This window comes from Robertmurraya sp. GLU-23, assembly GCF_052983275.1.
Genome location: NZ_JBRKCV010000001.1, coordinates 795,912 through 819,024, shown reverse-complemented (window position 1 = coordinate 819,024; position 23,113 = coordinate 795,912). Strand labels below are relative to the sequence as shown.

General features: G+C 37.4%; 28 protein-coding genes and 1 riboswitch. Of the genes, 7 read left to right on the top strand and 21 right to left on the bottom strand.

Translation table 11 applies throughout. The features are described from left to right. Nucleotides 1-22 precede the first annotated feature (22 nt). From pxpB to ACVBAX_RS04215, 3 genes are read left to right on the top strand one after another with little or no spacing between them, the layout of a single operon-like run. Complete coding sequence (gene pxpB / locus ACVBAX_RS04225) at nucleotides 23-736, top strand: 5-oxoprolinase subunit PxpB (RefSeq protein WP_447115991.1); 714 nt, start codon at nucleotides 23-25, stop codon at nucleotides 734-736. After that, nucleotides 717-1,691 carry a 5-oxoprolinase subunit C family protein gene (locus ACVBAX_RS04220; RefSeq protein ID WP_447115990.1) on the top strand — a complete coding sequence of 325 codons (975 nt, stop codon included), beginning with the start codon at nucleotides 717-719 and terminating at the stop codon, nucleotides 1,689-1,691. The genes pxpB and ACVBAX_RS04220 overlap by 20 nt, the downstream gene beginning before the upstream one ends. Then, complete coding sequence (locus ACVBAX_RS04215) at nucleotides 1,681-2,433, top strand: LamB/YcsF family protein (protein WP_447115989.1); 753 nt, start codon at nucleotides 1,681-1,683, stop codon at nucleotides 2,431-2,433. The genes ACVBAX_RS04220 and ACVBAX_RS04215 overlap by 11 nt, the downstream gene beginning before the upstream one ends. Before the next feature lie 38 nt (nucleotides 2,434-2,471). Here ACVBAX_RS04215 and ACVBAX_RS04210 read toward each other — a convergent pair whose 3' ends face one another. Continuing rightward, on the bottom strand, nucleotides 2,472-2,822 hold the full coding sequence (locus ACVBAX_RS04210) for a hypothetical protein (RefSeq protein WP_430773374.1): 351 nt from the start codon (nucleotides 2,820-2,822) through the stop codon (nucleotides 2,472-2,474). A gap of 127 nt (nucleotides 2,823-2,949) precedes the next feature. Next, nucleotides 2,950-3,222, bottom strand: a complete 273-nt coding sequence (locus ACVBAX_RS04205) for a late competence development ComFB family protein (RefSeq protein WP_430773373.1) — start codon at nucleotides 3,220-3,222, stop codon at nucleotides 2,950-2,952. An 87-nt stretch (nucleotides 3,223-3,309) separates the two neighbouring features. On the opposite strand from ACVBAX_RS04205, the gene corA reads away from it, so the two are divergent. Further along, nucleotides 3,310-4,257 (top strand): magnesium/cobalt transporter CorA, encoded by a 948-nt coding sequence (gene corA / locus ACVBAX_RS04200; protein ID WP_447115988.1) that lies wholly within the window; start codon nucleotides 3,310-3,312, stop codon nucleotides 4,255-4,257. Nucleotides 4,258-4,297: 40 nt separating this feature from the next. Here corA and ACVBAX_RS04195 read toward each other — a convergent pair whose 3' ends face one another. From ACVBAX_RS04195 to ACVBAX_RS04115, 17 genes are all read right to left on the bottom strand, one after another. Then, nucleotides 4,298-4,588, bottom strand: a complete 291-nt coding sequence (locus ACVBAX_RS04195; RefSeq protein WP_447115987.1) for a YkvA family protein — start codon at nucleotides 4,586-4,588, stop codon at nucleotides 4,298-4,300. Between the two features lie 24 nt (nucleotides 4,589-4,612). Beyond that, entirely contained in the window at nucleotides 4,613-4,999 is a 387-nt protein-coding gene (locus tag ACVBAX_RS04190; protein ID WP_430773370.1) for a sporulation protein, read from the bottom strand. A 274-nt stretch (nucleotides 5,000-5,273) separates the two neighbouring features. Further along, complete coding sequence (locus tag ACVBAX_RS04185; protein WP_447115986.1) at nucleotides 5,274-6,341, bottom strand: PAS domain-containing sensor histidine kinase; 1,068 nt, start codon at nucleotides 6,339-6,341, stop codon at nucleotides 5,274-5,276. A 26-nt stretch (nucleotides 6,342-6,367) separates the two neighbouring features. Further along, nucleotides 6,368-6,823 carry a GAF domain-containing protein gene (locus ACVBAX_RS04180; protein ID WP_447115985.1) on the bottom strand — a complete coding sequence of 152 codons (456 nt, stop codon included), beginning with the start codon at nucleotides 6,821-6,823 and terminating at the stop codon, nucleotides 6,368-6,370. Between the two features lie 12 nt (nucleotides 6,824-6,835). Beyond that, nucleotides 6,836-7,489, bottom strand: a complete 654-nt coding sequence (locus ACVBAX_RS04175) for a response regulator (RefSeq protein WP_119708697.1) — start codon at nucleotides 7,487-7,489, stop codon at nucleotides 6,836-6,838. 52 nt (nucleotides 7,490-7,541) lie between these two features. Continuing rightward, complete coding sequence (locus ACVBAX_RS04170; RefSeq protein WP_447115984.1) at nucleotides 7,542-8,189, bottom strand: sensor histidine kinase; 648 nt, start codon at nucleotides 8,187-8,189, stop codon at nucleotides 7,542-7,544. An 85-nt stretch (nucleotides 8,190-8,274) separates the two neighbouring features. Further along, complete coding sequence (locus ACVBAX_RS04165) at nucleotides 8,275-9,579, bottom strand: NarK family nitrate/nitrite MFS transporter (protein ID WP_447115983.1); 1,305 nt, start codon at nucleotides 9,577-9,579, stop codon at nucleotides 8,275-8,277. Nucleotides 9,580-9,584: 5 nt separating this feature from the next. Further along, a complete protein-coding gene (locus ACVBAX_RS04160) occupies nucleotides 9,585-9,872 on the bottom strand; it encodes a hypothetical protein (protein WP_447115982.1) in 288 nt (95 codons plus the stop codon). Then, the gene (locus ACVBAX_RS04155; protein WP_447115981.1) at nucleotides 9,847-10,161 is read right to left on the bottom strand and encodes a hypothetical protein; all 315 of its coding nucleotides are present in this window, start codon (nucleotides 10,159-10,161) and stop codon (nucleotides 9,847-9,849) included. Before ACVBAX_RS04155 ends, ACVBAX_RS04160 begins: the two co-directional genes overlap by 26 nt. Before the next feature lie 181 nt (nucleotides 10,162-10,342). Continuing rightward, the gene (locus tag ACVBAX_RS04150; protein ID WP_251519380.1) at nucleotides 10,343-10,867 is read right to left on the bottom strand and encodes a QcrA and Rieske domain-containing protein; all 525 of its coding nucleotides are present in this window, start codon (nucleotides 10,865-10,867) and stop codon (nucleotides 10,343-10,345) included. A gap of 11 nt (nucleotides 10,868-10,878) precedes the next feature. After that, on the bottom strand, nucleotides 10,879-11,439 hold the full coding sequence (locus ACVBAX_RS04145) for a 4Fe-4S dicluster domain-containing protein (RefSeq protein WP_066048124.1): 561 nt from the start codon (nucleotides 11,437-11,439) through the stop codon (nucleotides 10,879-10,881). Then, nucleotides 11,440-13,608 carry a molybdopterin oxidoreductase family protein gene (locus ACVBAX_RS04140; protein ID WP_447115980.1) on the bottom strand — a complete coding sequence of 723 codons (2,169 nt, stop codon included), beginning with the start codon at nucleotides 13,606-13,608 and terminating at the stop codon, nucleotides 11,440-11,442. Beyond that, complete coding sequence (locus tag ACVBAX_RS04135; protein ID WP_447115979.1) at nucleotides 13,595-14,674, bottom strand: hypothetical protein; 1,080 nt, start codon at nucleotides 14,672-14,674, stop codon at nucleotides 13,595-13,597. Before ACVBAX_RS04135 ends, ACVBAX_RS04140 begins: the two co-directional genes overlap by 14 nt. A gap of 258 nt (nucleotides 14,675-14,932) precedes the next feature. Then, nucleotides 14,933-15,451, bottom strand: a complete 519-nt coding sequence (locus ACVBAX_RS04130) for an HD domain-containing protein (protein ID WP_430773357.1) — start codon at nucleotides 15,449-15,451, stop codon at nucleotides 14,933-14,935. 17 nt (nucleotides 15,452-15,468) lie between these two features. Further along, nucleotides 15,469-15,759: a hypothetical protein gene (locus tag ACVBAX_RS04125; protein ID WP_430773356.1), complete on the bottom strand. Its 291-nt coding sequence runs from the start codon at nucleotides 15,757-15,759 to the stop codon at nucleotides 15,469-15,471. 214 nt (nucleotides 15,760-15,973) lie between these two features. Then, nucleotides 15,974-16,333: an aminoacyl-tRNA hydrolase gene (locus tag ACVBAX_RS04120; RefSeq protein WP_430773355.1), complete on the bottom strand. Its 360-nt coding sequence runs from the start codon at nucleotides 16,331-16,333 to the stop codon at nucleotides 15,974-15,976. A 144-nt stretch (nucleotides 16,334-16,477) separates the two neighbouring features. Beyond that, nucleotides 16,478-17,260 carry an N-acetylmuramoyl-L-alanine amidase gene (locus ACVBAX_RS04115; protein ID WP_447115978.1) on the bottom strand — a complete coding sequence of 261 codons (783 nt, stop codon included), beginning with the start codon at nucleotides 17,258-17,260 and terminating at the stop codon, nucleotides 16,478-16,480. Between the two features lie 240 nt (nucleotides 17,261-17,500). Between ACVBAX_RS04115 and ACVBAX_RS04110 the strand changes: the two genes are divergently transcribed. The 3 genes from ACVBAX_RS04110 to ACVBAX_RS04100 all read left to right on the top strand — a co-directional run bounded on the left by ACVBAX_RS04110 (nucleotide 17,501) and on the right by ACVBAX_RS04100 (nucleotide 21,368). Further along, nucleotides 17,501-18,826 carry a hemolysin family protein gene (locus ACVBAX_RS04110; protein WP_447115977.1) on the top strand — a complete coding sequence of 442 codons (1,326 nt, stop codon included), beginning with the start codon at nucleotides 17,501-17,503 and terminating at the stop codon, nucleotides 18,824-18,826. A gap of 133 nt (nucleotides 18,827-18,959) precedes the next feature. Further along, nucleotides 18,960-20,381 carry an alanine/glycine:cation symporter family protein gene (locus tag ACVBAX_RS04105; RefSeq protein WP_447115976.1) on the top strand — a complete coding sequence of 474 codons (1,422 nt, stop codon included), beginning with the start codon at nucleotides 18,960-18,962 and terminating at the stop codon, nucleotides 20,379-20,381. A gap of 96 nt (nucleotides 20,382-20,477) precedes the next feature. Then, on the top strand, nucleotides 20,478-21,368 hold the full coding sequence (locus tag ACVBAX_RS04100; protein ID WP_447115975.1) for a VanW family protein: 891 nt from the start codon (nucleotides 20,478-20,480) through the stop codon (nucleotides 21,366-21,368). A gap of 45 nt (nucleotides 21,369-21,413) precedes the next feature. On the opposite strand, the gene ACVBAX_RS04095 is transcribed toward ACVBAX_RS04100, so the two are convergent. Together ACVBAX_RS04095 and thiT are read right to left on the bottom strand one after the other, a co-directional pair. After that, nucleotides 21,414-22,190: a divergent polysaccharide deacetylase family protein gene (locus ACVBAX_RS04095; protein ID WP_447115974.1), complete on the bottom strand. Its 777-nt coding sequence runs from the start codon at nucleotides 22,188-22,190 to the stop codon at nucleotides 21,414-21,416. A 97-nt stretch (nucleotides 22,191-22,287) separates the two neighbouring features. Then, the gene (gene thiT, locus ACVBAX_RS04090) at nucleotides 22,288-22,884 is read right to left on the bottom strand and encodes an energy-coupled thiamine transporter ThiT (protein WP_447115973.1); all 597 of its coding nucleotides are present in this window, start codon (nucleotides 22,882-22,884) and stop codon (nucleotides 22,288-22,290) included. A 65-nt stretch (nucleotides 22,885-22,949) separates the two neighbouring features. Continuing rightward, a riboswitch (TPP riboswitch) is annotated at nucleotides 22,950-23,048 on the bottom strand. Nucleotides 23,049-23,113: the final 65 nt, after the last annotated feature.

The window sequence follows — 23,113 nt, the reverse complement described above, 5'->3', positions numbered from 1 at the left end:
GACAAAAAGAATAGGTGATTCAATGGATTTTTCAATTACTCCTTTAGGTGATGCTGCACTAATGGTTGAATTCCAAGCAACAGGGTTAAGTGAGAAGGCCAATGAATACGTTCACTCTGCGTATCATTTACTCTCAAAACGGCCAGTACCAGGAATGATCGCTTTAGTTCCCGCTTATACAACCTTAACGCTTCATTATGAGCCTTCTTATATAAATTCGGACTATCCTTATCAGCACATCAAAATTATCATCCAAGAATTACTACGAAAAGGTTTTAAAACGGACAATAGACATGGAAATTGTTTTCTTATCCCAGTTTGCTATGAACCCCCTTTTTCTTTGGATTTAACAGAGGTTGCGCAAGTAAACCATCTAGCCGAGGAAGAAGTTATTCATTTTCATACAAAGCAAATCTATCGCGTTAGCTTTCTCGGCTTTTCACCAGGGTTTCCTTTTTTAAGTGGACTACCTAAATCAATTGCTACCCCTAGAAAAGAAAATCCTAGAACCCTTGTGAAAGCTGGATCTGTTGGTATTGCTGGTGAACAAACAGGAATTTACCCGACAGATAGTCCTGGTGGCTGGCAAATTATCGGTCAAACACCCATTCGGATTTATTATTCCGAAAAAAAGGAGCCCACGCTTTTTTCACCAGGCGATACGATCCGTTTTTACCCGATAACAGCTAAACAGTATGATCAACTGGAGGAATCTCATGAGTATAACTGTCCTTAAGCCTGGTCTCTTCACAACCATTCAAGATCTAGGTCGTACCCACTATCAAGCTTTGGGGATTGGCACTTCAGGTGCGCTAGATCTTTCCTCTCATCGCCTTGCTAATTGGCTTGTGGGAAATGAAGATAACGAAGCAACGATTGAAATGACCCTTATTGGCCCTACTCTATTGTTCAAATGTTCAGCAGTCATTTCGATATGTGGAGCAGATCTATCCCCTTCATTAAATGGCACTAAAATAGACAATGGAAGAACTCTTCAGGTTTCAAATGGAGATATTCTCTCATTTTCCGCCATTCGTAATGGTAGTCGGGCATATCTTGCTATAAGAGGAGGTATCCATACTCCTTCCCCATTCGGGAGTAGAAGTACAGATACCAGATCACAAATTGGAGGCCACCATGGGAGACCATTAAAAGCAAAAGATCAACTATTGATTTCATCCAGTTATCTTTTACATCGGATACAATGGAAACTCTCCCCTGAATTACATAACCATGTGATGGAAAATAGAAAAGTACGATTTACAAAAGGAAAGCAATTCGATCTCTTTACTAGCGGTAGCCATCAAGCATTTATCTCGTCAGACTATCAAATCAATAAAGATTCAAACCGAATGGGAATCCGACTAAATGGACCTCCCCTTCATTTACAAACAAAACAGGAGCTTATTACTGAAGGAGTGGCACATGGCTCTATACAAGTTCCTCCAAATGGGCAGCCTATCATCCTTCTTTCAGATAGACAAACAACTGGAGGGTACCCGAAAATAGCACAAATCGCATCCGTAGACCTCCCCTATCTAGCACAAAAAAAACCAGGAGAAATGGTAAATTTTGAAGAAATCACCTTACAAGATTCTCAAAAATTATATGGTAGGATGAATCAACTAATGCGGGTGCAAAAGGCAATCATTAAAGAAAGATTAAAAGGAGTGATTCAATATGGAGGTTGATCTGAATTGTGATTTGGGCGAAAGCTTTGGTGTTTATAAACTTGGAAATGACCAAGAAATGATGAAATATATTACTTCGGCTAACATCGCATGCGGTTTTCATGCAGGTGACCCGATTACAATGAGAGATGCTGTACTAATGGCCTTAGCCAACGGGGTATCTATAGGAGCGCACCCAGGTTTAGCTGATTTGAGAGGATTTGGTCGGAGAAATATAACCATCTCTCCTAAGGATGCCTATCATGATGTAGTCTATCAAATCGGTGCATTAGAAGCATTCGTCAAATCAGAGGGGGGATTATTACGACATGTAAAACCTCATGGAGCTTTATATAATTTATGCGCTGAAGATGAGGCACTTTCTGAAGCTGTTGCAGAAGCTGTTTACCGAGTAAATCCTTCTTTATATTTATATGGATTAAGCGGAAGTAAGTTAATTGAGGCTGGAAGGAAACTGGGTCTTAAAACCGTAAATGAGGTGTTTGCGGACCGAGCTTATATGGAAAACGGGACACTTGCTCCAAGACATATGGAAGGTGCCGTCATTAGCGACGAAAATACTTCTATCCAGCAAGTGCTTCAGCTAGTTCTTGAAAAGCGGGTAACAACTATTACGGGTAATGAAATCCCCATACAAGCAGACTCTATTTGCTTACATGGTGATGGGAATAAAGCCGTTGAAATGGCAAAATTCATTTCTTCTACGCTTAAAAACAAAGGAGTAATTTTAAGACCATCCTAATAAGAAAGAAAGAAGCGCCATTTATTGCTGCGCTTCTTTTAATCTGTTAATGATTCCTTCAAAAGAAGAATTTCTTCCTCCGTTTTTGCGATCATCAATAATTGTGTATCCAATCTTTTTGATATATTATCAAAGTTTTTTTGATAACTAGCCTGCAATTTCGATAAAGTTTCCTCAATTGCTACGGTCACTTTTTCAAAGGGATGTTCTTCAATCTTTTGTAATAATTCCTTAATATCCCCTATATCAATTTGATTTACAGCTACACGATGCTCAATGCTATTCACTTTTTCAAGCGTTGCAAGTCTTGATTCAATAGAATCTAATTTTGAATTTACATTTATATTGATTTCATTTAAAAGCCGCACTAATTGCGTCATCTCACTCATGTACAAAACCCCTCCATGTTTTTTCTAATTGTATCATTTACAACATCAGAAAGGTGTTACAGAACTTCGTTTATTTCGTGTCTAAAAAACAAACATTTAAATTTTTAATTGACTACAAGCTCCACTTTTAATGTTTAGGATATTTTCCAACAACATGAATGGCTGAGATAATTTTTTTATTAATCCATTTTCGATTTTCTATTGTGTTAAGTGTTTCATAAACCATTTTTCTACCTTCTTCTGTCGTTACATAGTGACTAGGAAGGCTGTTTAAACTAAGTGCGATGATATCATTTCGACATTTGGAACATTTACAAAATATTTGATAATCAGGTCCAACCATACACATGGTGACTAAGGCGATTACTATTTCTTCCATAACATTTACGTAACTATTCATTTTTCCACTCCGCCTTATTAGGATAAAAATTGCCAAATTGAATGTATTCAGATACTCTATAGATACTTATTTTAACAGGAGATTCCTATGATTCGTATGATTGGCATTACAAAAGATTTTACCATAAAAGACATTAGTTTCGGTCATTTTAATCCAAATGACTGGATTTGGTATTGGATTGATTTCAATCAGCCAAGTGAAGAAGAAACGATTTTTTTAGAGAATCCCTTGCAATTTCACCCCCTCGCTATAGAAGATTGCATTAATAAACTTCAACGTCCTAAACTGGACTATTATGATCAGCACACCTTCTACGTTACACATCGCTTAGGTGAAGGGAGCCTTGAAAAGGAAGAAATTAATTTTTTTGTTGAAAAGCAATTTATTGTCACTTATCACCATTTACCATCACCAGAGATTGATCAAGTATGGGAGCGTTTAATTCATTCTCGTGAGATAAAAGACTGGAATCCATATTTAGTGTTCTACTACGTGCTTGATAAGATTGTTGACAATTATTTCCCCTTTTTATATGAAATCGAAGATACATTAAATGACATAGAAGATAATTCAAACCATTTATCAATGGAAAAGTTGCTTGATCAATTGTTTGAAACGAGACACCATTTATTGAGCCTGCGCCATACAATTATTCCTATGAGGGACCTTCTTTACCGAATGTTAAACTCGCACCGACTAGAAACCATTCAAGGAAAAAAGGAGTATTTTGCAGATATTTATGACCACTTGCTGAAACTATCTGAAATGATTGATGCAAACCGTGAAATAACTACTGATATACGCGATAGTTATATTTCGTATAACTCCCACCAAACCAATCGTGTAATGAAGGTACTTACAGTAATTACAACCATTTTCATGCCACTAACCTTTATAGCAGGCATTTACGGAATGAATTTTCAACATATGCCAGAACTCCGGTGGGAATACGGATACTTTCTTATACTTCTCATAATGGTTATTATTGGGGGGGGTATGTATATTTGGTTTAAAAAGAAGGGTTGGTTTCGATAAAAATGGAGCAAAATCCCCAGTAGTAGCTGGGGATTTCATTTTAGATGATTTTTTTATCATTTATATCATATTTTTCTATTAACCATGGAGGAGCTGTTTTGATTAGTCTTTGTAGGATGAATGTTGTAAATAATAAATCATCCGTAAACCCAAAAATAGCAAATATATCTGGTATCACATCAATTGGCAATAAAAGATATCCAATAATAAGCGCTATTGGCCAGACCTTATGTTTTAGTGATACGTCTCGTGCAAAATAAAACTCTCTTATGAAGGGTAAGAATCTCCAAAATTTAACGACAAATGCTACTCTTTTCCAAGCTTTTTTCATGCTCGATTCCCCTTCCTGAAGCTTTTACTGAATATGGATTAGATCTTGATCCTCACTCTTAACCCCTGCATCAAATATCATCTTAGTTTTAAATCGATACTTGATTGTTGATGACGATTTTTCAAGCTTTTCTGGCAAGGTAAATCGAAAATTCAATTGATTTTGTTCTTGTGATTCAATCATTTGTGTAGTATAGATGGTTGAACTTTCAATAATTACTTCTTTATCTTCCTCTTCATTTTTCATTACTAAATCACATTCAATTCTTCTTAACTGTTGCTCAATCGTTCCTCCTTGAATATGAAAATGGCCTGTGACACACTCCCCTGGTTGAAATTTTGTATGATCTAGCTTTAAGTCTATAGTAGCTGATCCAATTCCTAATAATGACATATACTTTCTCAAAATCATATGTTCCCAATCCCCTCAATATTTTTTAGTTACCCTTATCCTTATCCTATTATCAATAAAATAAAAATGGTCCTTACCCAGAAGGTAAAGACCATAAATAAAGACCTTTACCATATGGTAAAGGTCTTGCTAACAACAAGTAATATGTGTTGCCAACAAAGCCGAGAGTTTCCTCCGAAGTGACGACTTTGCTGTAAAAGCTACTCCCCTTTAGGAGATGATATAAAATTTATATACTAATTTTATGTTGTTTCCCTTAAATTTGTCAATCTTTTTATAATGGAATGTCTAAAACAATCTTTGTCCCTTTCCCAGGAGAGGAATGAATATGAACTTCCCCTTTTACCGCACGAGCACGTTCCTCCATACTAAATAACCCTACTCCCCTTTTAACGTTTGACAGATCAAACCCTTGACCATTATCTTCTATGATCACGCGAACCTCTTGTTCGCTCTCTCGAATAATGATGGAAACTTGCTCAGCATTTGCATATTTTTGAATATTAATTAATGCTTCCTGTAGAATACGATAAATAGTAATTTCCTTGTTTGATGAAAGCCGCTGTTGTAAAAAGCAATCAAATTGAACATCAATCTGATAATTCTCTGAAAAACGGGTTAAATAGGAACGGATCGCAGGCAAAAGACCAAGATCATCGAGAACAGACGGTCTTAATTCTTGGGATATTTTTCTAACTTCTTCAATTAGTTCCGTAGCTTCTTTCTGGAGCATATCAAGTAAGGGATGCTTTAGTTGTGATTGTAAAATATTTATTGAAATCAAATGACTATACAGGTTTTGACCGATTCCATCATGTAGATTTCTTGAAAGCCTTTTTCTTTCGTCTTCTTGTACCTCAATGATTTTTGTCATCATACTTTGTAGCTCTTCTTCTACTTTTTTTCTTTCTGTTACCTCATGACGAATCGCCAAATACTGATACGGTTTTCCATTTGAATCCAAAAACGGAACAATTGTAGTATCTACCCAATAATATGTACCATCTTTTGCACGATTTTTTATTTCACCATTCCATACTTGGCCAGATGAGATGGTCATCCAAAGGTCTTTGAAGAAAATCTTTGGATGAAAGCTTGAGTTAATAATTCGATGATCCGATCCGATCAATTCTTCTCTTGAGTATTTAGAGATCTGAGAGAACTTATCATTTACATATGTAATTCGACCTTTTTCATCTGTAATAGCTACAATAGATGAGGCATCTAGGGCAAATTTGAAATCCTTTAATTCTTGAACAGATTTTTGTAACTCTTCGGATAGTTCGTTAAGAGGATTAGGTGAGTGGTGATTTACGTTGATGATCCTCGATTGATCCTTCAACTCTATAGCCTCCCTCTAAGATTCTTTTACAATTTTTCAAACGATAGAAATTTTTTTATATCCGCTGCAGCTTTCTCAACTAACTTTTTTTCATCATCACTAATGAAAGTTTCCGATCTAAACCCCACAAGCAATACACCTTTAGGTATACCATTAATGAGTATTGGTACAGCGTACGCATAGAGAAGTTTTTCTGCTAACAGGATGGGATACTCTAATGCTTTCCCTAGGATATTCTGAGGAAAATACTTAATCTCCATCGGTCTACCAGTAGATATCACTCTACCTGCAATTCCTTTTCCATACCTTAGGGTGATTCTCTCATATTTATCATTGCTATTACCGGAAGCAAATTTCCAGCCAATATTAGGTCCTTTACTCTCTTGAAAGGCTAGACCGACAAAGTCACATTCAATCGTTCCTTGAAGCTGTTCACAAGCCTGTTTCATGTATGTCTGATTGTACAAGTTATCCATAACCATTGAATACATCCTTTACATGCCATAGCCGAGCAAGCCTTTTTTAAGTGCAAATGCAACTAGCTCAGGTCTAGTTTTCATTTGAAGCTTCTCCATAAGATTTCCCTTATGTGTTTCAACTGTTTTAACAGAAATGACCAGCTTTTCAGCAATTTCTTTATTAGCATAGCCTTTTGCAATTAATGTTAAGACTTCTCTTTCTCTATCAGATAGAAGACTAAAAGTATCTTGATTACCTTGTTTCACACTGTCAATATACTCTTCCATTAGCCTTTTCGTAGCAGATGGGTGAAGGTAAGCATCACCTTTTGCAACCATTTTTATGGCACCTAACAATTCATCATGAGGTGCGCTTTTCAAAATACATCCTGATGCACCCGCTTGAATCGCTCGAAATAAATACTCTTCATCATCATGCATCGTTAAAATAAGAATTTGGACATTTGGCATCAACTTTTTAAGCTCTGATGTAGCTGATAACCCATCCTTGCCATGTGGCATGCTTAAGTCCATTACAACTACATCTGGCTTTAGCTCCTGGGCTAACTGAATACCTTCGTTCCCTTCTGACGCCTCCCCCACTACTTCCATCTCTGGATGGTTACTTAATAACATTTTCAATCCCATTCTAACGACAGCATGATCATCACATAAAATAATTTTTATCAAGGTAAGCCCCCCTATGACTTCTAAAAAGGAACATCATCCTTATATTCTTTTATTATAGCGGTAAAAGAACATCAATTGTAGTCCCTACCCCTATTTCAGAAGTGATCACGCATTGGCCCCCAACTAAATTCATACGTTCTTTCATTGCAGCCAAACCACTAGAACGTTGCATTTCATTTTCCACGATAAAACCATTACCATTGTCCTTAATTGTCATGTTTAATTTGTTTTCAACAAATAAGAAATCTAGCTGTACAAAATGAGTGTCCGCATACTTTGCTACATTCCCTAACGCCTCTTGACATACTCGAAAAAGGGTTATTTTTTGGGTTTCTGTTAAATTCGGTTCCTGTCCCTCAATATCAAGATCGACTAATATACCGTATGTCGACGTATACATCCGTAAATAGCTTTTCATTGCTGGTATTAACCCAAGTGTTGTTAACGTGGGAGGATGAAGTTCAACTGACAAAAGCCGAATTTCCTGAATCGTTTTTTCAAGTAATTGACTCATTTCATTCACATATGATTTCATATTTGAACTGTTTATCGCCTGTTCAATAAATTGGAGACCCGTATACATACTATATAGAGTTTGCCCAACACCTTCATGAAGCTCAAGTGCGATACGTTTAATTTCTTCTTCTTGGGATTGGATAATGTATGAGCTAATTTGATTTTTAGTCGGTGAATTTTTCATAAGGAACCTCCCCGTAACCTATAAATATAGATAGACACATACCCCATCATTGTATGAAAACAAATGATAGGGCATATGCCTTGTTTTATGCTACATTTTTCGAAGGTGTTGTGCTTACAGTAGAGCGTTGATAGTAGAACCAGTTTAATACAACCGAAATTACATAGAACGCGATAAAGAAATAAAAGGCATTTACTGGTGTTCCAAACTGATTAACTGACCAACCGAAAAGCTTCGGTATAAAGAATGAACCATAAGCTGCAAATGCAGCAGTGAATCCTAGTACAGGAGCGGCTTCTTTTACAGGGAAAATATCTGGAATCATCTGGAATGTAGAACCAGAACCTAAACCTGCCGCGATAAATAGAACAAAGAACGATGCAAGGAATCCTGTAAACATTTTGTCATTTGTAAAGTAGATAACTCCTGATGCCCCAATTGCCATAACTACTAGAACCCAAGCAGTGACAAGAGCACCACCTACTTTATCGGAAATCCAACCACCAATAGGTCTTGCTGCAGCTGCTAAAAATGCTCCTAAAAAGGCTAAACCAACATGTTCTGGGAATTGAGATTTTAGTAGTAAAGGAAATGCTGCTGAATACCCAATAAAAGAACCGAAAGTAGCAACATATAAAACAGTCATTATCCAAGTATGTTTACGCTTAACGATAATAAACTGATCCTTTACTGATTGAGTTGCCGTTGGAATATTATCCATCCCAAACCAAGCAGCAATCGTTAAAATTGCAATCGGAATGACCCAAATGAAAGCTGCATTTTGAATCCAAACACTTTCACCTGTTGGCAATGTTTGACTTCCACCAACTAAAGCAAATGTACCAGATGCAATAATGAGAGGAGTCACGAATTGAACAACTGATACCCCCATATTTCCTAGACCACCGTTAATACCAAGTGCTGTTCCTTTTTCTTTTTTAGGAAAGAAGAAACTCATATTAGCTGAAGAAGAGGAGAAGTTACCTCCACCAAGTCCACATAAAGCAGCAAGGATGAGCATAGTGGAATATGGTGTGTCAGGATTTTGGACAGCAAATCCAATCCCAACTGCTGGAATAGCTAAGATAGCGGTAGAAAAAACGGTCCAGTTTCTTCCTCCAAACTTACCAACTGCGAATGTGTACACAAACCTAAGGGTTGCACCCACTAGTCCTGGCATTGCCGCAAGGGTAAACAGCTGTTCAGGGGTAAAATTAAATCCAACATCATTTAAGCGTACTGCCACAACCGACCAAATTTGCCATACAACGAATGCCATCATTAAAGATGGAACAGAGATTAATAAGTTTCTCTTAGCATGTTTTTTTCCTTCTTTTTTCCAAAATTGTTCATCTTCCGGATTCCAATGAGTGATTCTTCCTTTACTCATGTTTATCAGACCTTTCTTATTACATAATATAGTTTACTAGCTTCATCAAACGCTACCCAATCCTTTTCACTAACACTTACTTGAGATGAACCAGGTATAGCAAAGAAGTTTCTGTCATCAAAATAGATTCTCACATGTGTTTCGTCAGGACATAATTCCACTTTTACTAATGATTTTCTTATAAACGGTGCTGCCTGTTCTTCACCCGAATAATCCTGGATTGAAAGCTCAACCGTTTGATTGACATAGATTTTTAGTTCCTCAAGATTAATGCCCTGCACAGCTGCTTCCACATCCTTTCCCATTAGGATAAACAAACATCTTATAACCTTGGAGATAAGACCAAAAGTCATCTTGTGCGTGTATCTCAATATGCTCAATAACTTCTTCTTCTGATTGAAACCGAGTCATACCTTTGATCTCTGCAACAACTATATCTGCACCTTCAGTTACTTTTTCATCCAGATACCAATTCACACGCATTCCTTTAAACAAATCCGTTAACAACTGATCAATGAGATTAGAGAATTCTCCAACATGTTTTCTTACAAAACAGAAGTCTAAGTAAGTTTCAGAATTCATTGTCAATCACGCCTTCTTTTGGTCTTGTTTGTATATTAGAAATGCTATAGGGAATAAAACTAGATTTAATACACAATAAATAATTGCTGTTACATAGTTTTCAAAATAATACTGGTGTACCATTTTTTGCGTAAACACGATATTTAACATAAGAATGACTAACAGAGCAGCAAAGTTGAAATTACACTTCATAACGTTTCACCTTCACTGCATATACTGCGTCTTTCTCTACTATTACTTCAATTTCAGGTAATGGTCTTCGAGGAGGTCCGGCAGTTGGTGCCCCTGTTTCCACATCAAATTTCCCATGATGGCAAGGACAAAGCATCTCCCCTTTTTCCTTTTCCCAAAATACTGGACAGCGAAGATGAGTACATGCATTCTGATAAGCAACATACTTCGTTTCAGTTAAACGAATTAGAATGGCATCATCATGTTCTCCTGGAAATTTAAAATCAACTGAATGGCCAACAGGAATACTTTTTATATCAACGATCTTTTTGTGTGGATATTCCTTGTTACCTAGCCCCATTAATTCCTTGGCTGCCACCCCACCCCAAGGAAGAGATGAGACGGCAAATACACCAGCTGCCCCTACTAATGTCTTCATAAAACCTCGACGGTCTAGCTTTCTTTCATTGTTCCGATTGATATTATGGGTATAATTATCTTCATTAAAGGGGATTTTATTATTTTTATGTGTCATGATAATCCCTCCTAAAATAACTTGGTTACTCCCTGTAAAATACCAGGGAGATTCACTCGTACATTTGTTTCGCCTTCAAGATATGGCATACTTGTTACCCATTTACCATTATCTAAATTGAATTGCTTTTGCTTTGCTTCGATCTCATCATCCGTTAGCCACTGTAACGTATTTGATGGACATACACTTGCACACATAGGAGGTATTCCATCCTTAGTCCGGTCAATACACAAATCGCATTTGTACATAAGATTTTGTTCCGTATCAAATTTTGGAATTCCATATGGACAAGCGATCGTACAGTTTTGACAGCCAATACATTTTTCTACCAATGCAGACAATACCGCTCCTGTTTCATGGATTTGGATCGCCTGAGCAGGACAGCTTCTTGCACATGCCGGATTTACACAGTGAAGGCACATGAGAGGCATCGTCTGACGGTTTACAAGAGGATTCACATCATATACATAGTTTCTGTTTTTCTCTTCATGTCCTCCGCACTGCGTACACGCAGCCAGACAAGAACGGCAGCCGATACAGTTTTCTAATTCTAGATAGAGCCTCTTCTTCATCTATTGCACCTTCTTTATTTCTAGTTTTTCAATTTGTGCGGCACATGCCTTAAACTCTGGCATTCTTGACATCGGGTCAAGTGCTGCAATGGTTAGGAGATTAATAGATTGATCGTGACCAAAGTGATATGGTACGAACACCGTATCTTTGCGAATCGCTTCGGTTATTTTCACTTTATAATCAGCTGTTCCACGACGAGTGAACAGTCGAACCACCTCTTCATGCTGAATATCATATTTAGAGGCGGTATCCGGATGCACCTCAACATAAGGCTCTGGACACATATCACGTAAAAATTGAATTCGTCTCGTTTGATTTCCGGATAGGTAATGGTACACCACACGCCCGGTTGTTAAACGTAATGGATATTCTTCACATGGCTCTTCGGCTGGTGGACGGTATGGAAGTGCACAAATTTTGGCTTTTCCATCTGGATGATAAAACTTTTTGTCTAAGAACATATGTGGTGTTCCTTTATCAGCTTCATCTTTACAAGGCCAAAATACTCCATCTTGCTTCTCGATCTTATCCCACGTGGCTCCATAATAGTCTGCGTAACCACCTTTAGAGGCTAAGCGGAATTCGTCTCCCACATCTTTTGCTGTTTTTAAATGTCTGAAGTATTGCCCTCTTCCAAGTCTTTCAGCAAGATCAACTTGAATTTCCCAGTCTGGTTTAGATTCGCCAACAGGCTCTTGTGCTTTATTAATTTTAATGATACGACCTTCGATATTGGTGACCGTTCCCTCATCCTCAGACCAAGTGGTTGTTGGAAGAATAACATCGGCAAATTCGGCTGATTCAGAAAGATAAAAATCTGCAACAACCATAAAATCGAGATTTTTTAAAGCGTTTCGTACATAGTTAAGATTAGGAGCACTAACTGCTGGGTTTGAGCATAGTAAGTAAAGACCTCTAATCGTTTTGCCTGTCATTAGCTCAAACATTTCGTAAGCTGACACACCTGCTTGTGGCATCTCTTCTGGCTTGATTCCCCATACTTTACTTACTTCCCGAACATGTTCTGGATTGGCAATTTTACGATAACCAGGTAGCGCGTCCGCCTTTTGCCCGTGCTCCCGTCCTCCTTGCCCATTGCCTTGACCAGTAAAAGTGGCTACTCCTGATTTAGGGCGACCAATCTTGCCCGTTACGAGAGCTAGATTGGTATACGCGGAAACATTGTCAACACCCTTATGTTGCTGCTCAATACCACGAGCAAACATAACTACAGCATTTGGAGCTTTTCCATATATCTCAGCTGCTCTAATAATCTTCTCTGGAGCAACACCTGTAAGTTCACTTGTATATTCTGGAGTAAATTGTTTCACTAATTCCTTTGTCTCTTCAAATCCATTTGTGTGATTGTTCACAAAATGTTCATCAATATGGCCCATTTCGATTAATTGATGGAGAATTCCATTTGCAAGGGCAAGGTCTGTACCTGGACGAAGATCCAAATGAAGATCTGCTCTTCTTGCAATTGGTGTTTCACGTGGGTCGACTACAATGATGTATCCTCCTCTTTCTTGTACATTCCAAATGCGGAACATAGAGGTTGGATGACATTCAGCTGTATTACTTCCAGCTATAAGCAAGCAATCTGTTTCATGTATATCTGTCCAAGGAATCGTTGATCCTCTATCGACACCTAGTGATCTCATAAATCCTCCAGCTGCACTCGACATACAGAAGCGGCCATTATAATCAATATATCTTGTGCCTAGTGCGACACGAGCAAACTTTCCAGTTAAATAGCATTTCTCATTTGTCATTGAAACTCCGCTAAAAACTGAAAGACTATCTTTTCCATAATCCTTCTGTAATTCTTGGAATTTCTTTACGATTAAAGTGTAGGCTTCTTCCCAACTCGCCTCACGGAAACCTTCTTTGGTTCCTTTTAATGCTTGATTATCACGGATCAACGGTCTTAGAATACGATCATCATGATTTGTTTGCTGGTATGCTGTCACACCTTTCGGACACATTTTCCCAACTGTTACGGGCCATTCATAACGAGGCTCTACGCCTATTATTTTGTTTGTTTTTGTATCCACTCGTAAATTCATTCCACATTGCATTCCACAATAACTACAATGAGTTTTTACTAATTTCTCGTTAGGATGATGTAAGTTCTTTACTTCTTTAAAAAATTTATCCCTTTGCATTCTGGTTTGCCTCCTTAACTTTCACTTCATGTGTAGGGAAGCCAGAGAATTGAGCGATACGGTACTTTCTCCGACATGGAAGACATAATTCCGCAAGATGGAAGTCTTCCTTTTTAAATTCCATATGGTTCACGCCTAGTACATGGACGACATCATTTGATTGTTCTGTTGATACAAATTCCTCACCACAAACTTTGCAATGCTTCATTGACTGCTCAGCATAATGTTCACGGTAGTTCCTAGCAAAAATACTGACAGGACGGAAAGGAATATGTGCTAATTTTCCAAATGGTAAATATATTAAAGTAACAATCACGGAATATTGATGAATTAACGACATGACCGAGTGCCCCCAGCCGTGTAAGAACATATTGATAAAGGTTAATGCAATCCCAGTGATACTAACAAAAAGAAGTAAATATAATGGCAAAAAGTCGTAAACAATCGTTTGTTCTGCACGTGCTTGCATGTTCTTCAAGCGTCTGTAAATTATCATGCAAACACCAGTGATTACCATGACTGCAGATATGTTTAAAGCGTTATAGAAAAGGTAGCCTAATGCACCATCTGCTTTTATAGTCATGATGTCAATTCCCATTCCAACGACCGTATAATATCCGTTCTCTTCCATCGTAAAATACATCCAACCAAACACTAGTGGAAAAGTAACGAACGCTGCGATTACACAACCCCAACCCATTAAAATATGTTGAGTCCAACGATAGATCCCACGATTCCAAATAAAACGGTAGGTGACTAAGTGTTCTGTAGTCGTTTTAGGGGTGGACTTTCGAAACAAAAGTTTTAATCCCTTTTTAATAAAGATTTTTGTAGGTGGACGTTCTCCCCATGCGATAAATCGATAAAAGAATCCTCCTAAAAAAACAATTGTCCCAACCATGTATCCGTATAGATTTAAATCGATATGAGTAAACATTCTCGTTCCGATAAATGATAAAATTGCTAGTCCGCACACACTTATAAACATAGATTTGGCAAACTTAGAAGCAAACGCACGATCGATTGAATGTGTTGCTTTTTTATTTGCTGTTAGTTCTCCTTGCATTTTTTAGCTCCTCCTTGAAAAATCAACATTTAAGTTATCCTCATTTTATGTCTTGATCTCATTTCAACGTATCAGGGGATTTCCCTACCAACCTCTGAAAATTCCCTTAGAGGGCTATTTTTCGGCATTCACATGGAAGTCCGCACCTTACAAACGTTGATATATCAACGTTTTTTGATTTGTGGCGATTTTGTAACAGTTCATGTCATAATCGGTTTATAGGCAAAAAAAAACACTTTTCTGTAGTAGAAAAGTGTTTTATCCCCCATTCAACTCGATATCAATCATGTGATCTAATCTTTCTAAACTTTTTCTTGCCCTTTCATTTGAAATGGTTCGATAATGATGCAATCCCCCTTCTTCCTCATCCATTTCATCCGCCTTTTTTACGATTTCTTGTAAGGGAGTTCTAATGATTGTATTGGTTGGTAAAAACGAATCAGTATGAAATAAGATGGCATGAGAAATGACCTTTGCTGATGCGGGATTTTCACCAAGGCGAATTAATAATTTATGAGCGCGCTCCGCCCCTTTTATAGGATGGATATCATATTTTTTATACATTTCATAATCCCACTTCCCATTTTTATACCAGGTGAAGTGTCCAATATCATGCAGCAACCCTGCTTTTGCTGCTAAATCAACAGGTACTGAATGTTTCTTTGCTAAGTGAAAGGAATGATAAGCGACAGCAATCGCATGGGAAATGCCTGATCTAGTCAAATATTTTTGTGCAATGTGATGGTCAAAAATCGCCTTTAATTCAACGTCACGCAATTGTTGTCCCCTCCTTTTTACTCAGGTAAATTGCCAACATAAATGATATAGGCCAAAAAAACGATAATAAATGCAGCTAGGCCTACGGTAATAACACTTCTAATCGCTCCTTTCCAATTGGTAACACCTGAAAAACCAATGATACCAACGAAAAATACAATCATTGTAAAATAATAAATCATTTTTAACGGATGAACTCCAACCCACTGGATAAAGTAAGAAGTAAGTATATTAGTAGAGAGAACAAATACGAGGCCAGCAGATAGTAAAACCATGAAAAATGACCATGTATTGAGTATCTTTCCCATATTTTTCTCCTCCTTATTCTATTCTTACTATTAAATATATACAGAAAGAGATGGAGTTATTTCATATTGTCTTAATATTCCGTATATTATTCCACAAACTTTGCTGTAATCCTTCTTATTGAGAAATATCTTTTCGAATTTTTCTCAATTAAATGAAAAAACTGCAGGCCTCTTTATCAAGCGAGCAGTTTTTTTAGAAGTCCGTACTTTTATATTAATACCGTTTAAACTGGCTAACGAATCTTTTACTTAATAGTCTAGGCATTGGTGGTAAGGCAACAACCGATAATTTTCCATCCAGCACTTCAGGGACTCCTTTTTCATGAACCGCATAAAAACCACTTTCCACCAACGTTTCAAGCTCGTTTTCACTACCTCTTAATATCATTTTTTTCATACCTGATTGGTACCATTCTACATAGTATTCAAAGTAATCAGGAAACCTAGCTTGCTTAGAGCTGACCATATTTATGGTGGATATAGTAGCAGCATGAGCAATCTGTGAGGCAAGTTTCCTCGGAGACAGCTTTAATTCCTCGTTCACAACATAGTATTGCACGACCTCATTATTCACCGATTCCCCTCCCTTACAGCAACAAATTCAACTTTTTCTTCTATGTATACTCATAAAAAATACATTCTATGCGAAAACCATTGTTTCTGGACCATCAAACTTGTCCATAAAAAGAAAAGCACCCCTTTTAGAAGTGCTACCGTTTTATCCTTGATGAACAAAAGCATCAAAGCCTTCTCTTTCTGCCCTGTTTGCTAACTCTTCAGCTCTACTTCTATCTGCAAAAGCTCCTATTTGTACTTTGAATAACCCATCCTCTTGGTACACATAGGTCTCGAATCCATTCGAAACGGCTCTTTTGGCTAGCCCATCAGCATTTTCTTTTGTTCTGAATGCTCCTATTTGGACACGATAAACTTCTTGTCCAGGCGATGGAATATTTGTCGTTTTTCTTCTTAAATTTAACGCCCTAGCCAACCCATTCGTATGCCCCCTTGCCAAGCTAGAGATAAAAGCTGCACTTCTTAACTTCTCAGCATCAGAAGTGTTATCAATAAATCCATTCTCTGTTAGGACCGCATCCATAATGGTTTCCCTAAGCACATGAAAATCAGCTTGCTTTTGTCCTCTATTAGAGAAGTTTACTACTTTAAGAACTTCCTCATGTATATCTTGTCGGTACGTAGTTGTAGGCGCTCCCACATTTGGGTAAATATAACTCTCAAATCCAGTCCCCCCACCTGCATTTACGTGAATCGAGAGGTAGAAGTCAGCTCCCCAGCTGTTAGCTGCATTTGTTCGGGAAGTTAAACTCACGGTTTGGTCCCCCGTTCGACTCATCTGAACTTCAACATTTTCGTATTCATTAATAAGAAAATTACGCATGGTAGAAGCTAAACTGAGCGTTATATTTTTTTCTTGAAGTCCATTACCAGTTGCACCTGGATCTGATCCCCCATGACCAGGATCCAAAAATATTTTCACCATATTATTTCTCACCTCCTTACTACTTATATATGAAAGAACAGCAAAATAAGACAATGTTTTCACCTATTAATTCTGAAATTTACTCACCGAAATAAATCTGATATTCGTTATTATTAAAAGTATTTTCCTTTACAGTTATTTTTTCATTTCATATATTAGAATAGAGCAGTATTTTATACATGCGAAAGAAGAATACTTTATACATAGAAGTAGAAAATATCTTAAAAGGATGATTTTGTTTTGACCATTGAACTCGTTATATTAGTTGTATTAATTTTACTAAATGCCTTTTTTGCAGCGTCAGAAATTGCACTTATTTCCCTAAATGATAATAAAATTAAAGTCATGGCTGATGAAGGACACAAGAAGGCAAAGATGCTCCACCAGCTATTAAGTGAACCGAGTCGATTTTTGGCAACCATACAAATTGGCATCACTTTAGCTGGATTCCTAGCGAGTGCCTTTGCTGCAGAGAACTTTGCTAGTGACTTCACTCAACTGCTACTTGCTTTAGGGGTACCCTTATCAGAAAGAATGCTTGGTACTGTTTCTGTTTTTGTTATTACTATCATTTTGTCCTACTTTACTCTCGTATTTGGAGAATTAGTCCCAAAACGTCTGGCAATGAAAAAAGCAGAAGATATTTCAATGATAGCAGTAATTCCGCTTACCACATTGTCAAAAATTTCTGCACCGTTTGTGAAATTGCTTACAGGATCAACAAACATTATTGTTCGTCTTTTTGGTGTAGATCCACATGCGGAGGATGAGGATGCAACAGAAGAAGAAATCAAACTAATGCTTGATATCGGCAAGGAAAGAGGGACCATCCAAGAGGCGGAAAGCGTTATGATAAACAATATTTTCGCCTTTGATAATACGTATGTTACTGATATTATGACTCATCGTACAAATATTGCCGGTATCCCTGATGATGCATCAATAAGGGATGTTGTACGCATTGTTAATGAAGAAAAGTATACGAGATTCCCTGTTTACGAAGAAGATATGGATACAATTATTGGTATTTTTCATGTGAAAGATTTAATTGAATTTATGGAGTATGAAGATAATCGTCCTTTTGAAATAAAAAAAATGATTCGTCCCCCATTTTACGTGATTGGATCTATGCGCACGGATGATGTGTTTAAAGAGCTTCAGAAGAATAAAACGCATATGGCCATTGTATTAGATGAATACGGTGGAACTGATGGAATTGTCACCATTGAAGACCTACTTGAGGAAATTGTGGGTAATATTTTTGATGAATATGATGAGCATGAAGAAGAAGAAATTGAAATAGTTAAAGTAAATGATGATGAATATAACATCTTAGGAACCACTAGTTTAGACGATGTGGAAGAAGTGTTAAAACTTGATCTACCTTTAGACCAATATGAAACATTGAGTGGGTTTTTCATTGGGGAACTAGGAAGATTTCCTGAGCAAAATGAGCAGCCATCTATTTCATTTAATGGTGTACAGTTTACTGCAACCCAATTGGATGAACTTAGAGTTTCTAAAATTCAGGTAAAAATTCTAAAGGAAGTAGAAAACACCAAGTAAAGACGTTCATGTAACGTCTTTTTTATATTTTTTCATGTCCTAGTCAAAATTTAAATTGACATATTAGATGAATTTCTAGATAATTCAACTAATGTGCAAAAAAACGCAATTTTCGACATCAGGAGGATAATCAATGGAATGGATTCAAACAATTGTTGGACAAGCAAATAATATCTTATGGTCATATATTTTAATTGGCTTGTTATTAGGCTTGGGCATTTATTTCACCATAAGAATGCGGTTTGTCCAGATCGTAAAAATCGGGGAAATGTTTCGCGTACTAAAAGATAAAAATACAGACGTATCTGGTGGAAAAGGTGTTACCTCCCTACAAGCATTTTTTATCGGTGCAGCTACAAGAATTGGTACAGGAAATATTGCTGGGGTAGCAATGGCTATAGCAGTTGGTGGTCCTGGTGCTGTTTTTTGGATGTGGATGGTTGCCATATTAGGAGGCGCAAGTGCATTTGTTGAAAGTACTTTAGCTCAAATCTATAAAGTAAAAGATGGAGCCGGCTTTAAAGGCGGCCCAGCTTATTATATGCGAAAACAACTCGGTTCTGTTGGACTTAGTAAAATATTTGCCTTTGGTATCATATTTTCTTTTGGATTAACATTCATTGCGGTTCAAAGTAATGTTATTGCTGCTTCTTTTAACAGTTCATTTGGTTTTGATGGATCACTTGTAGGCATCGTATTAGCCATTTTAACAGCCATTATTATATTTGGCGGAGTACAACGTGTCGCAAAGTTTTCGTCTGTTATTGTACCGATTATGGCATTCTTTTATATTATTTTAGCCGCGTACATTATCATTACTAATATTCAGGAAGTACCAGCTGTTTTAGCACTTATTATAAAAAATGCATTTGGGATCGACCAAGCAATTGGTGGTGGCATGGGTGCTGCGATTATGATGGGTGTAAAAAGAGGATTATTCTCAAATGAAGCTGGTATGGGTAGTGCACCAAATGCTGCTGCGACTGCAGTTGTTTCTCACCCTGCAAAGCAAGGGTTTGTTCAAGCACTAGGTGTCTTCTTCGATACTCTTGTTGTGTGTACAGCTACAGCATTTATTATCTTACTGTCTGACTCTTATACGACAGGTCTTCAAGGTATTGAACTGACACAAGCATCCTTAGGTGAACATTTTGGAAGCTGGGCAAGTCTCTTCTTAACTTTTGCCATTTTTATGTTTGCTTTTTCTTCAATTATTGGGAACTACTACTATGGGGAAGCCAATATAGAATTTGTTCATAAAAGTAAAGCTACCTTAATTATTTTCCGAATTCTAGCTGTTGGAATGGTCATTTTCGGTGCTGTTGCAAGCTTACAAATTGTTTGGGATTTGGCCGACTTAGCAATGGCCATTATGGCATTTACAAACCTAATTGCCATTGGTTTACTTGGTAATATTGCTTTTAAAACACTTGATAATTACCTTGAACAACGTAAGCAAGGTCTTGACCCTGTGTTTTTTGAAGATAGTATCCCTGGATTAAAAGGTGTAGAGAGCTGGCCTAAACAAAAGCAAGAAACAACTGAAAAAGCTTAATCAAAAGACTGGGAATTCCCAGTCTTTTTCATTCTTTATCCCCCGCATAAGTAAATCGTGAACTTGGAATAATACTCATGGTACCTAAGTGGAAGGATGATACGATTGAAATTAACTGGACTTTTATCTATTCTCATGCTTATTCAACAACCAGCCAATCAAGATGTACTTACATTGATTGATAATGATCAACCCATAATGACTGTAGATCGCGAAGAACTAGTTTTTCCTCTTCCCAATACTCCTCTTATGGACTTGCATCATCTTGACATCTTAACTTCTGAACTTTCCCAACAAGTATACATAGAGCCGAAAAATGCTTTTCTTGATGAACATGGAAATTTACAGCCAGAGCAGCTGGGATATCAACTTGATAAGAGAGCATTTCATACCCTATATCACTCCTATTTTTATAGTAAAGGTGCTAAAACGCTTAAAGTTCCTAAAAAACCGATTTATCCAGAGGTAGATAGTGAGCTATTGTCAAGAATTCGACAACAAGCGATTGGATATTATGTCACTTATTTCAATAGCTACAATACCTCAAGAACAAATAATATTAGAATATCATCCGAGGCAATAAATAACTACGTCCTATTTCCAGGTCAGACCTTCTCGTTCAATGAGGTGGTTGGTCAACGGACTAAAGAACGTGGATATACTCCAGCTCCCATTATTGTTCGAGGTGAGCTTTCTGAGGGGGTCGGCGGAGGTATTTGCCAAGTATCTTCTACCCTCTTTAATGCTGTGGATCGAGCAGGGTTAAAAATCGTGAAACGATATTCCCACTCCAAACGTGTACCTTATGTTCCTCCAGGTCGCGATGCAACAGTAAGCTGGTATGGACCTGACTTTGTTTTTATGAATAACTATAAGCATCCTATTTTGATACGCTCCAAAGTAAGAGGCGGTTCCGTGTCCATTCTCTTGTATACTTCAGATGATGTGAATGTTGAACATAACCAAGTGCCAAGCATGTATCAATAAAAGTGGCTGTCCAGAGGGAGTACCCGACCCAATGGACAGCCACTTTTAATATAGATGAAAATACTTAGATCGGATGGAATCAGATAACAGCTCAGATACAGGGACGACCTTAATATGTTTCTGCTTAAATTGAGGCATTGACTCAGTAACTCCTAACGAGCATACCTTACCTGATGTACCAACATGTCCAATCGCAACAGCGGTACCTCGGCTCTCCGCAATCCTTGCAAGAATAAGCATTTGTTTTTTGACCTGATTCACAGAACAGATATCATCTAAAAACACATCTCGCTTAATAAATGGTACATTTAATTCCTCAGTGATTTCCTCAAATTTTGATTTTGGACTTGTTGCACTATCTACAATATATAGCTGCTTTTCCTTTGCCACTTCGACAATCACCCTGACAATCTCTTCATTCTCAACGACAAGCGAGCCCATATGATTATTTAATCCCATAGCATGAGGAACACTATCGATAGCATCAATGACTCTCTTTCTTACTTCTTCCTTTGATAAATCATTCGTTATTGGCTTTGGTCCTAACCAAGATGCCTTTCCTTTTTTCGGCTGCATAGGCAAGTGTACCATGATCTCTAAGCCATTTTCATATGCCCATTCTGCATGCTTTTTTGAAAGCTCATTAAAAGGCATAATAGCCGCCGTGATTTGCACATCACCTTCTAGAAAATCCTTAACACCTCCCACACCACCACCAAAATCGTCAATAATAATAGCTGCCTTTTTCACTTCCTGGCCATGTCCATGATGAGGGAACAGTGTAAAAATGACCAAAAAAATGATAAATGAAGTTTTTTTCATAAAATCCTCCATTTGAAATGTTAGTTATTGGTATAGTTTCTCTCATTGAGGAAAAACCATACAAAAAACTCGCCCAAAACATTGGACGAGTGTTGGATTACGATATTTTTTTCAAAGTCTCTGGAGAGGAAACCCTTTTGTGGAGAAGAAATCTTGGGGAACTAGACACTAAAAGGAATAAAATAACGGAACAATAGATAGCTGCTCCAATCATTGTTCCACCGTTTACGCCTAGCGAAAATAAGAATGGAGACATCCCATCCGGTGCATATTCTCCCCAGAATAAAAATCCCGCGATAAAATGCCAAAAATAACGTGCCCCACTTCCAACGAATGTGGCAACGATGATCCATTGAAGGGCTTTCTTTTTATTTTCTGTTAGTGCTACCTGAATTTTTTTCATAAAGAAACCTGCAAATCCAATAAACGCAAAGGCAAGAAAATACTCAATGAAGCCCTGTAACGGAGTCAAAATATATGCATCACCCATAGAAATTTGTAATAGTCCCCATAAAAATCCAGAAGCGGTTGCAGCAACGAATCCCCATCTAAAGGAGATAATCAAAATTGGTACCATCGCAAATGAAATAGAAATACTAGACGAAAGCTTAATCGATGGAAGAAGGTCTAGAATTAATGCAAAGGCTGCAAAAAAAGATGCTTCAATCATCATAATTAATCGTTTGTTTCCCATATAAAAAAATCTCCCCTTTTTCTGGAAACCTCAAGGAGAGCGTAGATAGACATGATTACACGAAAAATGCAGTCTTTCCACATCCCTGCGCTAGAATTATCTAACAGGTTCAAAGGGTCAGAACAAACGTTCACTCTCAGCATAACGCTCCCCTTGTGGTTTCGTTGTATGTAGTTTGTTTATAATTTCGTATTCATTATATCATATAAAATTAAATAGAAAAGCATCT

Bases quoted from the DNA above. Each gene is read 5' to 3' on its own strand.
- pxpB (WP_447115991.1), top strand. From the start codon at position 23: ATGGATTTTTCAATTACTCCTTTAGGTGATGCTGCACTAATGGTTGAA.
- ACVBAX_RS04220 (WP_447115990.1), top strand. From the start codon at position 717: ATGAGTATAACTGTCCTTAAGCCTGGTCTCTTCACAACCATTCAAGAT.
- ACVBAX_RS04215 (WP_447115989.1), top strand. From the start codon at position 1,681: ATGGAGGTTGATCTGAATTGTGATTTGGGCGAAAGCTTTGGTGTTTAT.
- ACVBAX_RS04210 (WP_430773374.1), bottom strand. From the start codon at position 2,822: ATGAGTGAGATGACGCAATTAGTGCGGCTTTTAAATGAAATCAATATA.
- ACVBAX_RS04205 (WP_430773373.1), bottom strand. From the start codon at position 3,222: ATGAATAGTTACGTAAATGTTATGGAAGAAATAGTAATCGCCTTAGTC.
- corA (WP_447115988.1), top strand. From the start codon at position 3,310: ATGATTCGTATGATTGGCATTACAAAAGATTTTACCATAAAAGACATT.
- ACVBAX_RS04195 (WP_447115987.1), bottom strand. From the start codon at position 4,588: ATGAAAAAAGCTTGGAAAAGAGTAGCATTTGTCGTTAAATTTTGGAGA.
- ACVBAX_RS04190 (WP_430773370.1), bottom strand. From the start codon at position 4,999: ATGATTTTGAGAAAGTATATGTCATTATTAGGAATTGGATCAGCTACT.
- ACVBAX_RS04180 (WP_447115985.1), bottom strand. From the start codon at position 6,823: ATGGTTATGGATAACTTGTACAATCAGACATACATGAAACAGGCTTGT.
- ACVBAX_RS04170 (WP_447115984.1), bottom strand. From the start codon at position 8,189: ATGAAAAATTCACCGACTAAAAATCAAATTAGCTCATACATTATCCAA.
- ACVBAX_RS04165 (WP_447115983.1), bottom strand. From the start codon at position 9,579: ATGAGTAAAGGAAGAATCACTCATTGGAATCCGGAAGATGAACAATTT.
- ACVBAX_RS04155 (WP_447115981.1), bottom strand. From the start codon at position 10,161: ATGAATTCTGAAACTTACTTAGACTTCTGTTTTGTAAGAAAACATGTT.
- ACVBAX_RS04150 (WP_251519380.1), bottom strand. From the start codon at position 10,867: ATGACACATAAAAATAATAAAATCCCCTTTAATGAAGATAATTATACC.
- ACVBAX_RS04145 (WP_066048124.1), bottom strand. From the start codon at position 11,439: ATGAAGAAGAGGCTCTATCTAGAATTAGAAAACTGTATCGGCTGCCGT.
- ACVBAX_RS04140 (WP_447115980.1), bottom strand. From the start codon at position 13,608: ATGCAAAGGGATAAATTTTTTAAAGAAGTAAAGAACTTACATCATCCT.
- ACVBAX_RS04135 (WP_447115979.1), bottom strand. From the start codon at position 14,674: ATGCAAGGAGAACTAACAGCAAATAAAAAAGCAACACATTCAATCGAT.
- ACVBAX_RS04125 (WP_430773356.1), bottom strand. From the start codon at position 15,759: ATGGGAAAGATACTCAATACATGGTCATTTTTCATGGTTTTACTATCT.
- ACVBAX_RS04115 (WP_447115978.1), bottom strand. From the start codon at position 17,260: ATGGTGAAAATATTTTTGGATCCTGGTCATGGGGGATCAGATCCAGGT.
- ACVBAX_RS04105 (WP_447115976.1), top strand. From the start codon at position 18,960: ATGGAATGGATTCAAACAATTGTTGGACAAGCAAATAATATCTTATGG.
- ACVBAX_RS04100 (WP_447115975.1), top strand. From the start codon at position 20,478: ATGATACGATTGAAATTAACTGGACTTTTATCTATTCTCATGCTTATT.
- ACVBAX_RS04095 (WP_447115974.1), bottom strand. From the start codon at position 22,190: ATGAAAAAAACTTCATTTATCATTTTTTTGGTCATTTTTACACTGTTC.
- thiT (WP_447115973.1), bottom strand. From the start codon at position 22,884: ATGGGAAACAAACGATTAATTATGATGATTGAAGCATCTTTTTTTGCA.